The sequence below is a fragment of the Proteus appendicitidis genome (assembly GCF_030271835.1).
GTDB classification, from domain to species: domain Bacteria; phylum Pseudomonadota; class Gammaproteobacteria; order Enterobacterales; family Enterobacteriaceae; genus Proteus; species Proteus appendicitidis.
The window spans coordinates 3,100,759-3,113,344 of the sequence record NZ_CP127389.1 but is presented as its reverse complement, the minus strand read 5'-3'; the positions used below and the strand labels follow the sequence as shown (position 1 = coordinate 3,113,344).

Annotated in this window: 13 protein-coding genes and 2 pseudogenes; all 15 read right to left on the bottom strand. The window is 35.3% G+C overall.

Annotated elements, in window-relative coordinates:
* Positions 1 to 8: 8 nt before the first annotated feature.
* The gene (gene icmH, locus QQS39_RS14435; RefSeq protein WP_285804788.1) at positions 9 to 764 is read right to left on the bottom strand and encodes a type IVB secretion system protein IcmH/DotU; all 756 of its coding nucleotides are present in this window, start codon (positions 762 to 764) and stop codon (positions 9 to 11) included.
* Positions 757 to 2,115, bottom strand: coding sequence for a type VI secretion system baseplate subunit TssK (gene tssK, locus QQS39_RS14430; RefSeq protein ID WP_196735913.1), 1,359 nt, complete (start codon positions 2,113 to 2,115; stop codon positions 757 to 759). The genes icmH and tssK overlap by 8 nt, the downstream gene beginning before the upstream one ends.
* 2 nt (positions 2,116 to 2,117) lie before the next feature.
* On the bottom strand, positions 2,118 to 2,672 hold the full coding sequence (gene tssJ, locus QQS39_RS14425) for a type VI secretion system lipoprotein TssJ (RefSeq protein WP_285804787.1): 555 nt from the start codon (positions 2,670 to 2,672) through the stop codon (positions 2,118 to 2,120).
* Between the two features lies 1 nt (position 2,673).
* Entirely contained in the window at positions 2,674 to 3,915 is a 1,242-nt protein-coding gene (gene tagH / locus QQS39_RS14420; RefSeq protein WP_285804786.1) for a type VI secretion system-associated FHA domain protein TagH, read from the bottom strand.
* A gap of 4 nt (positions 3,916 to 3,919) precedes the next feature.
* Positions 3,920 to 4,969, bottom strand: a complete 1,050-nt coding sequence (tssG, locus tag QQS39_RS14415) for a type VI secretion system baseplate subunit TssG (RefSeq protein ID WP_151435846.1) — start codon at positions 4,967 to 4,969, stop codon at positions 3,920 to 3,922.
* Positions 4,933 to 6,717 (bottom strand): type VI secretion system baseplate subunit TssF, encoded by a 1,785-nt coding sequence (gene tssF / locus QQS39_RS14410; protein WP_285804785.1) that lies wholly within the window; start codon positions 6,715 to 6,717, stop codon positions 4,933 to 4,935. Before tssF ends, tssG begins: the two co-directional genes overlap by 37 nt.
* 1 nt (position 6,718) lies before the next feature.
* On the bottom strand, positions 6,719 to 7,156 hold the full coding sequence (tssE, locus tag QQS39_RS14405) for a type VI secretion system baseplate subunit TssE (RefSeq protein WP_160230608.1): 438 nt from the start codon (positions 7,154 to 7,156) through the stop codon (positions 6,719 to 6,721).
* Between the two features lie 5 nt (positions 7,157 to 7,161).
* Positions 7,162 to 8,640, bottom strand: coding sequence for a type VI secretion system contractile sheath large subunit (gene tssC, locus QQS39_RS14400; protein ID WP_151435843.1), 1,479 nt, complete (start codon positions 8,638 to 8,640; stop codon positions 7,162 to 7,164).
* Between the two features lie 20 nt (positions 8,641 to 8,660).
* Positions 8,661 to 9,158: a type VI secretion system contractile sheath small subunit gene (gene tssB, locus QQS39_RS14395; RefSeq protein WP_285804784.1), complete on the bottom strand. Its 498-nt coding sequence runs from the start codon at positions 9,156 to 9,158 to the stop codon at positions 8,661 to 8,663.
* A gap of 633 nt (positions 9,159 to 9,791) precedes the next feature.
* Positions 9,792 to 10,277 carry a hypothetical protein gene (locus QQS39_RS14390; protein ID WP_151435842.1) on the bottom strand — a complete coding sequence of 162 codons (486 nt, stop codon included), beginning with the start codon at positions 10,275 to 10,277 and terminating at the stop codon, positions 9,792 to 9,794.
* A gap of 272 nt (positions 10,278 to 10,549) precedes the next feature.
* On the bottom strand, positions 10,550 to 11,038 hold the full coding sequence (locus QQS39_RS14385) for a hypothetical protein (RefSeq protein ID WP_151435841.1): 489 nt from the start codon (positions 11,036 to 11,038) through the stop codon (positions 10,550 to 10,552).
* Between the two features lie 2 nt (positions 11,039 to 11,040).
* A pseudogene (locus QQS39_RS14380) lies at positions 11,041 to 11,322 on the bottom strand (hypothetical protein); the annotation flags it as partial.
* A 77-nt stretch (positions 11,323 to 11,399) separates the two neighbouring features.
* Positions 11,400 to 11,729: a hypothetical protein gene (locus tag QQS39_RS14375; protein ID WP_151435840.1), complete on the bottom strand. Its 330-nt coding sequence runs from the start codon at positions 11,727 to 11,729 to the stop codon at positions 11,400 to 11,402.
* The gene (locus tag QQS39_RS18690; protein ID WP_322618356.1) at positions 11,729 to 12,310 is read right to left on the bottom strand and encodes an RHS repeat-associated core domain-containing protein; all 582 of its coding nucleotides are present in this window, start codon (positions 12,308 to 12,310) and stop codon (positions 11,729 to 11,731) included. Before QQS39_RS18690 ends, QQS39_RS14375 begins: the two co-directional genes overlap by 1 nt.
* 42 nt (positions 12,311 to 12,352) lie before the next feature.
* Positions 12,353 to 12,397 (bottom strand): annotated as a pseudogene (locus QQS39_RS18685) (hypothetical protein); the annotation flags it as partial.
* Positions 12,398 to 12,586: the final 189 nt, after the last annotated feature.

The following is a 12,586-nucleotide window of genomic DNA, read 5'->3' as shown; positions in this document are numbered from 1 at the left end:
AGGGCGTCCTAGCTAAGAAGTGTATTAAGCTGTTCCAAAATATTGAGAGTTTGATGTCTCAATCTAGAAGCATAAACTGTGTAAATAATGGTGGCGAAGATCAGCGAGCCAATGGCGATATAACGAACACCAAAGCGTTGTCCTAAACGATATTGATGTGACTTAATGCCATTTTCTTTGTGTAAAACTACGGGTTGAGACTCGCCTTTAAGTTGTTGGATCTGTTTTTGCAGCTGGCGAAGTAATTTATTAAAGTCATCTCCATAGCCATTGCTGACTTTATAGCGACCGCGATAGCCAAGGCATAAACAGAGATAAATAAACTCTAATAAATCGAGGTAACGTTTAGGCTCACCTAATAAACGTTCTATTAATACGAAAACCTTTTCACCTCCCCATGATTCATTATGAAAATGAACTAACAGGGATTGTTTTACCCAATCGTTATCTTGATCCCAACCCAGCTCTAATGCTGCTTCATCAATAAATGTGCATAACACATAGCGGAATGAAACAATGGCTCCCGGCTCATAGCCGTGAGTTTGAAGTTGTTGCTCAATGGCTTGAATGTCAGTAACCACTTGCTGAAAAAGCTTTTCTGATAGCGGTGTTGCCGACATTGATTTCATTCTGATCACCATACCCAGCAAAGGTGTTGCGACATCAATCATTGGATTGATGTTGTTACCACGCAATGGCAATTGATATGATTTATGGCTCGCTTTCTTTTCAGTAAGCTCTTGTATTAATGATAAATCACTCATGTTGTGTTCCACTTCTTATTGCCCAAAGTTGAATATCAAGTTCAGGGAATTGTCCTGATACGTGGAATGCAATATTTCCGTGCTTCTGTATATCAGCCCATGACTCACCTTGAGGATCTAAGCGGAAATAGGTATAGCCTGAGTGATATGGCAATTGACGAGGCGCGGTTGATAACGGAATAAAGCCAACACCAGGCATTTGAACACTGACTAAATCACGAATTTGATTCACTGACGTGACTTTTGCTTGTTGTGCGAATTGGCGACGCAGTTGCTCTTGAGGTAACTGAGCGCGCACTGCAATAATAAATTCTGCACTTTGCAGAAGTTGTCTGTCATGAATTGTCGCAACACGAATACCGTGCTCTTGTTTTTGCAATGGAATAGGCACAGCTCTTGGCGTTAAGACGACACTGAGTGCTTGTCGAATAGATTTTATTAGCGGCAAAAAGCCTGCTGCCAAGTCGTAGTGGCGATAAATCGGTAATTTATCAGGCAAACGAGAGCCATTAGTGAACGTTTGAATTTCACCATTAAATTGAAGTAGTTCTTTAAAGAGTTGTTCTGGGTGAACGACAGTCTGTTTAGATAAATGTGAAAATTGAGGATAAGCACGATTTAAAAGCTGCAACATCATAAATTCTGCAACATCAGCAACGCCTTGTTGACCGGGAGAGCCAATACGTTCTGCAATTTGGCGTCCTCGCTCAAATAAAGCGCCTTCAACTTCGGCTAAAAACTCCGCTAAGATTGGACAAATTCGCGCATTTAAGCAGGTAGGAATGTAGTTTTTATCCAGAATTAAACTACCATCAGCGCTGATTTCTCTTATTTTGCAGATAGGTAACATGACATAAGCGTCTAACTCTGTTTTTCCTAATTTTAAAATAGGATTGAGTTTCGCAATATTGAGTGTGCTGACATCCCCATTTTCAGTATGTAAATCACGTACTTGTGTTAATACATCGCTATAACGTGCCAATAAATGATTGCCGTTATGGGAATGAGAGATCTCACTGACTGTGCTGTTTTGTAATGGCAATGCCAAGTAAACAATGTTGTCACTGCCTTCATTAATTTGTGAAATATCAATGGGTGAAGGAAGGTTATCTTGCTGTGGAATAGAAAACAGCGTGCCATCTGGCATAATTCCAGAGGCTTCTTTAAGACCAATACGGCCAAGGCTTAATAACTCGGTATTAAGTGTCAGTTGACTTAAACCATAGTAATGAACGTGATAGGTTTTTATCAAGGTTTCAATAATATAGTCTTGATAACGTTGTTGCTGCTGAAAATGTTGAGGTTTAATAAACAACCCTTCATGCCATATCACTTTATTTTTCGTAGACATTGTTATTGATCCTCTTCTTTTCTAAATTCAATTTCATTTTCTTTGATATGGACTAGCAGATTATAATGATGACCAATCCCATTGATTTTTAATATTTTTTTCCATTGAGTGATATTGACATCAGAGTAATAGGCAATGATCCCGATATACTTATTCTTTTTATCTAGCTCTATAGGATCGAGCGGCTTATATTGATCTGGTAAAAGGGTGTAGTCTTGATGATCGATATAATTTTTCTTTAATAGCGTTTTCAGATCGCAATCTTCTTCAATAATTTGGTCTTGATCTAAAGACGCGAAGATCGAATCTTCATTCATATAAACAATTTGTAATTGAACCGGTGTCGCCTCGCCTTGATCATTAGGATTGATTTCAGGCTCTGCTAATAGAGTGAATGCGACAACGGAAGACTGCTCTTCTTCTTTACCCACAGGTGTTGAGGGGTCCCACATGACTTTGCCTATTTTTGATATGGCTTCAATAGGGCCACTGCATCCACTGAGTTGAGTGGCTGCAAAAATAAAAAAGAGATAAGTCATGAACGTTTTTATCGACATATCACACCTCATCAAGCCCTTTTCTTAAGGCGCGGTCATAAGCGTGGGTATAGACCTCATAAAACAGTTTCTCAAAACCTTGTTGGCGAGATGATGCTAACTCGTTGTAGTAATTGGTATACATATCCCAAGCCCAAGCGCTATCACTTGGGGTGTTGTCATAACTTCGGCGATAATGAGAAAAGCGTTTTAATAAATGCTCTGGAGAGAAGGCTTCTAATAACGTGGCTAATGCAGCGGAAATGGCTTCTTGATTAGCATGATAATGCAGCTGCACATTGTGTAAGCTTTCTGCGACAGCAGAAGGTGCGGATAAATGCACAGGGCTACGTTCATCCGTAAACATTAAACGCATCACACTGTCATATTCATTATTTAAACGAAGTGGATTATCTTCAATTGGGCGTAGCTGTTTATCTTGCAAATTTTCCTGCTGTTGTAATGCTAATAACCCTTTAATGGCTGATTGCGTGGTTTTGCCTAATTCAATAAGAAAATCATTCGCTTGTTGTGAATTTTGTAAGTTAAGGTGTACGCCCAGCCCTTTCATTAATGGATTAATGGCAACATAGTCAACGTCCGTATTTGTCTCATAATCCTGAGATGTAATTCCTGGCAAATCCATAAATTCCTGAACCATAAGGTCTCCCGGGTTATCTGAACGAGGCGAAGAAAGAGAGTAATGATGTGCGTTAGAAGATGATGCTTGAAGAAGCTCTAAGCTTTCGCTCTCAAGGGCTTTTAATGGATCGTGCGTCATAGAGCCTGAAACTGTCGGAGCTAAAGGCATCGGGTTTTCTGTTTTAGGAACAGAAGGGGAGTTTTTTTGTAGCAAGGGATCTAGCGGATTATCATCTGTCTCGATCAACGATTGTGGCGTCATCGCCATAAGATCTTGCTTATTGTGCTGCGTTAAATTGATATTAACGGATAAAACTAATTGTCCGATCTGGATCTGATCGTTTTGAGATAAACAGACTGCCCCAATATGTATGGGGATCAGTGCGTTGTTAATATAAACAGGCTCCGCGAGAGTTTTTAAACAAAACTGTTTATCTTGCCAAGCAATAGCACATTGTGTGGATGCAATAGATGATTGAGTATCTTGTATTACCCAGTGTGATTGTTTACTGCTACCAATCGTGCCACCAAGTTGTGTAAATTGACTATTTGGTACATAGCCACTTTCAAGCAACTCACTATTTATTAAGCGAAAAGAGATTGTGGGTAAATAGTTATCCATAATATTATTCCAAAATAGTCATTGTCACACTAGGATTGGCTTCGGGCTTTCCTAGAAAACTTTGCCAACCTAATTGATTGTGTTGTTCTTTACCTAAGCAGATCCCATAGGCCTGTTTGTCTGCAATGCGTAAGCGTAAATCCCATGCAAGTTGTTCATGCATGATGTAAGAAACAAACGTAATGAGAGACAAAAAATCTTTGCCATTGGGAAGAAACGACATATAGCGTTCAAGCGGTAATTCACTGATTTCAATGGTACATTTCCCATTGCAATCATAGATATGAGAACCAATATTGAAGTTCTCGCCTAAAACCATTTTAGGGCGTGATTTCTGTCCTGAATGACGAGCAACAACACCTAAACGGTTTTGCTGATCTTCAGGAATAGGTACCTTGCGTATTTCCCATCCGATTAATTCCACTTTTTCTAAATCAAAGCAGTGAGAAATCAAGCTACAAATTACATCAGGGGAACGACTGGGGCTGGCAAGTAATCCGGCATAAGCCAGCATTTTGCTGTGGTTGATATTCATCATGCCACGATTGGCTTCGCTTCCTAGCCCTACCAACGAGAACATATGACGAGAAAATGCGTCGTGTCCGCCATCTTCAAAACAGATGTAATAGCGATATTTACGCCATATACGATGGAGCAAAGTCACTAAGCGGTGATTAAATAGATTAAGATAATCTGTTAATTGATTAGCTTGTTGAGCATCTTCCCACGCGAAATGATCAAGGTAATAACCTGGCAATGGTGATTGGCTACCATGTAAACCCAAAAAAGAGACTTCTAGATCAAACTGACCTTGTTCATTTTGCTGTAATGAAACAACATCACGAGTTGGAAACGCTGTATTAGCGCTTGATCTAAACTGAATAGCGTTTTCGTTATTCAATGCTGCTTTTTGAGAATGCAGTTTATTAAGCAACTCAACTAATTGATAGAAGCTATATTCAGTAACAGATTTGCCCGCTTTTTTATTTAGCCAGCTTTGAATTTTCTCAATATCTGTTATTTGAGTATTTGCTGGTTTATTTTCGCTGGCCAAAGATAAATTTCCTTATTATCTAAATTAATCACTTCCAATTCGTGAAACATATTAACGCTGGTATAAAGGGTGAAAAATTGTGCTAATACAGAACAAAATAGATACATAGCTCCTTCTGAAATAAAGGCATTTTGATGTATCGATAATGTTGTTTTTACACCTCTTACAGGCAAACCTTTATATAAATACTCAATCGACTCTGTTTTTAAATTTGTGATTGCATCGAGGCATTTTTGAGATTGGCGAGCCGATTGTTGATAGAACGTCGCTTTAAAGTCATATAACTGTAAAATTTGTTTGAGTGCCGTTAAGCTTAATAAAGATTGATAATTAATAGATAAATTAGTGAGTTCTGACCAATACAACGTATTTCCTAATAAAGGATAAAGTGCTTTTGTTGGTTTAATTATATTACTGGCAGATAAAATACCGGGAATAACGCTATTTTCGTCAAGCTTTATCGAATGAGAAGATAATAAAGAAGCGAGTGTTCGATTAGTACAGTTCATCGCTACTGAAATACTTTCTTCACAATTTAGTAAGTCAGATTCGTTATTTCGCACAAATGACAAGGTATGTTGATAACCATAATGTGATTTATGGTGTGCTATTTTCAAACGGTAATAACCCGTTCTTTCTGGGTTTTCTTGATTATTTTGATGATGAAAACTTTCGAAAGCGGTGTAATGCGTAATATAAGAATGCTGATTCGGAATATAACGCAAACCTTGGATTGTATTTATTGAGAAAATATCATAGCAATCTTGTTTTTTATGGCTTTTATTTAGAACATATTCTGTTTCTTTCCCCGTTAAATTTATCGCTTCACTTTCCGATTCAAATAAATTAACTGCAGGTACGCAATTTATCTTTATACAATCTTCCGTAATCAACATCGCTTCTGGAATATCACTATCAAATTGAATTGATAATGTAAAAATATCAGAAACCAAAGTAGGCGGAATATCATCTAATCCTTTGATTGATAAAGACATAAAAGCTTCAGGAAAACAAAAGTATTCTTGTAATAAGCGATATCCTTCATAACTATTTTTAGGATAAGGCAAAAGAGAGTCTTCTGCATGGAAACCCATAGGTTCAACAGCAAAATGCGCTAAGGTAAATTGATGTTTAGGTGTTGTTATGGTTGCTTTTTTGACTTTGCTATTTAATAAATAAAATAGCTGGGTCGTTGTATAAGAAAGCCCATTAAGATAAATACACAGTTTCTCTAAGCCAACTTCAGCTAATGACTGTAATTGGTTTAGAGAAAAATGAATATCCAATGTATCTTGATTTTGAGTCACTCGTGCTATTTGTATTGGAAGTACCCATAAATCACGACACTGTGTAAATTGGCATTTATGCCAATTATCTTCATCATTGTCGGCTAATTCATTTTGAATATAGAGTGGACGGCTAACAAAAGGTTGTCCTTTTGCTATTTTAATCGCATATTTTTGAGTGGCTTCAGTACGATATTCCATTGCTGTCATACTAGGAAATGGACGTGCGTAAGCCGGCCATAGCATATTCACTAAACTGTTTGTCAGTTCAGGAAATTGTCTATCTATTTGTTCTCGTAAATTACCTGATAAATAAGCAATGCCGTCTAAAAGGCGCGCAGCATCAGGATCACGCACCCTTTCAGATATTTGATTAATAAGCTGCGGCTTTTCAGTTGCAACATATTGTTCAAGCTTATCGAGATAGCTTAGTTCATTATCAAAATAGTGATTTGAAGACATATTAAAATTGCGTCAATTGGTATCTACGGTTGCTGTCTAATTGCACGTTAAATTCAATAAGTTGCTTTTGATTTTCTAATAAGAGAAAAGCAGTAATATTAAATTGCAGCGACAGTGGCTCTGCTTCATTTTCTATAAAATGAACAGTGACATTGGTTATTCTTGGTTCATAAGTCGTAATGCAATCCGCAATAATATTGGATAAATGAACCTTGAAATCGACTCCTGTTAATGTCGCATCGTTTAAATCAGGAATGCCTAAAGCGGGAGTACTTTGGCAACCTAAAGGTCTGCTGTTTAAAACCTGATTTAAATTTTGCTTAATTGACATGAGTAACGCTTGGATTTTTGCGCGTTGGGAAGAGCCTGAACTCTTCCCTTGTATGCGCTCAAATAAACTGGAAGCGGGGTTGTCTTCCAAATTATATAGAGCTGTCATCGCACTTATTCCTTATCTAAGCGACCAACAAGTGATAACTCAAAGTTTGCACCCATATATTTAAAATGAGGGCGAACTTGAATAGCCACTTGATACCAACCTGGATCACCATCAACATCAAGAACTTGGATTTGCGCAGAGCGAAGAGGGCGTCTACTACGAACATCTGCGGGTGGATTTTCTTGATCCGCAATATATTGTTTTAGCCAGATATTAAGCTCCCGCTCAAGATCTTGGCGCTCTTTCCATGAGCCAATTTGTTCGCGTTGTAGCACTTTAATATAGTGAGCTAAGCGATTGATAATAAACATGTAAGGAAGCTGTGTTCCTAACTTATAGTTAGTTTCTGCTAATTTTCCTTCACGCGTATTAGGATAGTTTTTCGGTTTTTGTACCGAGTTTGCAGAGAAGAAAGCGGCATTATCGCTGCCTTTACGCATTGTTAAGGTGATAAAACCTTCTTCTGCTAACTCAAATTCACGTCTGTCAGTGACTAAAACTTCTGTTGGGATCTTAGTTTGTAATTCACCCATCGCTTCAAAGTTATGAACAGGTAAATCACCTACGGTTCCGCCACTTTGAGGACCAATAATATTTGGACACCAGCGATATTTTGCAAAGCTGTCATTAATACAACTTGCTAATAAGAAAGCGGTATTACCCCATAAGTAATGTTCATGATCTTGCTTCACATCTTCAGAGTAATTAAATAACTTAATTGGATTCTCAGTAGGTGAATAAGGTAAACGCACTAAGAAACGAGGTGCTGTTAAACCTAAATAACGCGCATCTTCAGATTCTCGCAGTGAACGCCATTTGGTGTGAGCAGGACCTTCAAATACAGATTTCAAATCTTTAATTGCAGGCAATTCAGCATAGCTATTAATGCCTAAGAAATTAGGTGAAACGGATGAAATAAATGGCGCATGAGCCATTGCACCCACAGCACTGACATATTGCATTAATTTCAGATCAGGCGTGGTGTTATTAAAGGCATAGTTACCAATCACTGTTGCGACGGGTTCGCCACCAAACTGACCATAGCCTGATGAGTAAACGTGCTGATAGAAACCAGATTGTACAATCTCAGGTGAAAACTCAAAATCTTCTAATAGTTCTTCTTTTGTTGCATGTAAGATATTGATTTTAATGTTTTCACGAAAATCAGTACGATCAACAAGTAATTTTAATGAACGCCATGAAGATTCAATTTCTTGAAATTTTGGTGCATGCAAAATTTGGTCAACTTGCGCACTTAATTGAGTGTCTAACTCAACAAGCATTTTATCAATCAATAGCTTATTGATTGGCTCTTCTTCTGACGGGTTAGCAAAAATATTACTAATAAACGCAGCAACGCCTTGTTTTGCAATATCATAAGCTTCGGTTTCTGGCGACATTCTTGATTGCGCCATAATTTCATCAAGCAAAGAGCCACCAGACGTTGTTATCTGCTCTTGTGGGGCTTCATTAACTAAAGACATAGAATAATCCTCTGTAAATATTATTTTTGGTTAGCAATATCAAGCTCTTTGAGTAACTGTTCGCGTGTGGCTTCATTTTCCAGAAGCTCTTGCAGACGTTTTCTAAAAGCAGGGATATTGCCAAGAGGACCTTTTAGCGCAACAAGCGCTTCTCTTAGTTCTAATAGTTTTTTTAGCTCAGGAACTTGGCGTGCAATATTATCCGGAGAAAAATCTTGTAGTGATTTAATCTCTAAATTGACGTTAAGATCAGACTCACTTTTTTCATCTAATGCATTTGGAACCGCGATATTAAGATTAATACCCGCACTTTCCATAACAGAGTTAAAGTTGTTCTGATTAATTGAAATGGTTTTACGATCTTCAATGGGCGTTTCTTCAGTCTTTCCTTTCATATCGCCCACAATAAGCATATTTAAAGGCAATTCGACTTCAGATTGAACACCACCATCATTAGGGATGTATTTAATATTAATACGTTCTTTGGGCGCAACACTACCAAGAGTATTTTTACTCATTTAAACTAAGCTCCTTATTTAGCTTAAGTTCTTAATTAAATACTCAGCGTCTTGATGAATAATTTAAATTAAGAAATACCTATCCTAGGCAATAATATAATTACCTTATATGAGTTTAATTTTCCTGGTAGAAATAAAATAATAACTAAAAATAAAATAATAAGTAATTTTTTCTAATATATGCATTTAGTTTTATATAAAACCGCTCTTGAGTCAATAAGAAATATTTAACGTTCTTTAATTTTCTTTACAGTTAATTAGCGTCTAATTTAATTTAAATATAATGATTTAACTTTGTAAGTAAGTTTTTTCATCTATTTTACTCATATTATGCAACTTGATAGGGATAAATTAATTTATATTTAATTTAAATTGTAAATATGGAAAATAGAAATTTCACTATGAATTATTTATTTTAATTTCATGTAAAAAATTGATATTTAAGGTTAATTTAATTTAAGGCTGTAGGGCTAATTTATTTTTTTATTTTAAAAATAGAGTATTCTTCTTGATGAAAAATAGAACAGTTTTATTAGCGATAATAATATAACGTAGCGTTACTATTCTAATTTGGAATTAAAATTGAACAGGTGAATAACCCTAAGTGAAATTATTGTTGTTTCTGTGAGGTCTTCATTTATGAGATAAAATATTTCCGTTATGGATAAAAATATCTTTATTGATTAAATTTAAAACAATATAAAAATTTGATGTTGATTGTATATAAATATTATTTTCTTTTTGTTTAATATTGATAAATGGATTTGACGTTGTTGAGTATAAAAACCACTTTATATTATTATTTATATCCATTTTAACAATAAATCCATCACTCCCCATTTCACCTTCACCACAGAGCACGATATGCTTATCATCAACGAATACTTTGTTATTTATCTGAATTTCTGACCAAATGTCATCATTGCCTTTTAGTAGTGTATTTAATGTTGTATCGCCTTCATATTTAAGAAAGTATTCTTTTTGATAGGAATGTGTTAATTGAGAATTTTTAATAAAATCAATATCGATAAATCTTATTAATCCAGAGCAATCGTAAATCAGATCTAGCCCAATTAATTGATTATTTAGCCATTTGTTTTGTAATAAATTTATATTCATTAATTTTATTTTTTAGTTTTACTTATTGTTTTAATGTGAATGTTAGATTGTTTATTTTAAATGTTTTTTTATCTTTTGATAAGACATATTACCATTGGTAATACCACGTTTTTACCCCAAACCGTGTTAATAGTCGGAATAAACTGGTGCTCGGTGATATTGAGGTTATCAATGGTATTGAGTACCAATCCAATGTGTTTTGAAATATTTTAAGAAAATAATATCTTATCTTTAAGTTATTATTAGTTTTATTGCACTATTGAATAGCAAAATTAAAGCCCATTTATTATTTGTTCAATAGTATAGAATCTTCCATTATAGTGTTGATTATAATACTCTACATTATCAGCTAATAATTTTCTTTTTTTACAGATGATTCGTTTTCTTATTTTATCTGCAGTTTTAATTATTTCTTTTCTTAAAAAACCTAAAATGTATACTTGTGGTTTTTTATAAAGAATAGCTTCATTGATAGCTTTTAATAGTATATATATATTATCAACCTCGTTAGATGTGATAAACTGTTTTCCTTTCATCCTAAGATAGATTTTATAAAATACACTGTTAAGTTTTTCATTAGGATTGGTTTTGTTTGAATTTAATGTATCTATTAATTTATACGTTAATAAGTGTTTTTCTAAATAAATACTGGCAGGTTCCCATTTATCACTTAGCCCTCTAACGATAGATGATTCAGTTTGTTTCAGGTATGCATATAAAGTGAGTAAAAATTTATCATCATAATAGTAATAAGTATTCATAATTATTTACAATTCCCTCTCATCATACGATCCCACCATGATTGTTTTTTATATATTGCATTTTTATCTTTCAAAGATAAAGATCGTTCACTTGGTATTATTGCTGTGACTCTATTACTACCAAGATGTGTTTGAACTAAAGTATCTTTGTGAACTTCAAATTCTATATATGATCCCTGCCCATTTGTACCTACATCTTTAGCACTAGCAACAGGATTGTCTTTAAAAGGTGCGACCTCTACATGTATTCCGATAGGGTCTGGCGAAATATATTGCCCTGTGTCCTTATCATAGTAGCGAAAGCGATTGTAATATAAATTTCTTTCATTATATAATCAGTCTCATTATTTAAAATAAAAAGTTATTCTGGTCCATCCCACTCAAGCTTATCTTTTAAGTTTTCTGGAACTAATTTAAATAATAGTTTAATATTTTTTTTATGAGAATTATAGTTATTGAAATATTGTGGGCTAGCATTTTCTAAATAGTAACGAGCATGATGATTAAGAAAATATATATCATGTTCAGTTATTTGTGGGTAGGATAGTGATTTGACAATATCATGCAACAATTCTGCTTCTTGATAGCAAGTCTTGTCTAATGCTTTTTTTAAGGTAGATAGGCTTTGAATATTTCTTATATAGGATAATGCCTTGTTAAGCATTTCAATATATATATTTATTTTGTTCATTAAATTCCCCATTTATTTCTTAATACCCCCCACCAATTTCTTGATGGCATTGGCCGTGAAGATGCGACTATATAATCTCTATCTATCTTAGTATATTTTAATAATTCTCTAATATAAAAATCATTTCCGGTTTCTTTATATAATTTTTGAGCTGCAGCCATTCTATGATGTCCATCTGATACATGATAAACACCTCTATGATCAATGATTACAGAAATCCTACCTTTATCTAATGTAAAATCATAATTTCCATTTAGCATATCTTTCTTAATATCATCAATTTGTTGTGGTTTTTTGAAACCTTCTTGTGTACCTTTTATTTCTGGAAGAGGACATGGAATTAGCCCAAACGGATCTACCCAACCCGTTGGACAATGCACATACCCATACGGATTAAAGCCACCTAATAATCCGATAAGGTCAGGCGAAATATATTGCCCAGTGTCCTTATCATAGTAGCGAAAGCGATTGTAATACAAGCCTCTTTCTTTATCTTCATATTGTCCGGCAAACCGAAAATGGCATTCAGTGTATTCAGGGTCGTTATCGGTATAATTATCATGAGATTGCCAAAACGCCATTTGCCCCCAGGTGTTTAACCGTCCCGCCCAACTGAAAATCCCTTTTTCGCTAAAGATTTCTCGCGGGGTACCTTGATGGTCAGTCACCACATAATGCAGTTTTCCATGTTGATAACGGGCTGTGGGAGTAATTTCATTGGGCTGGTAAATCGCCCGAAAACCGTGTTGATAGACGAAATAAACTGGTGCTCGGTGATATTGAGGTTGCTATCGTACTGAAACTTCTCACTTTGGTGTTCAAACTGGTTGCTGTATTGGGTTCCAACAATTTGGTCG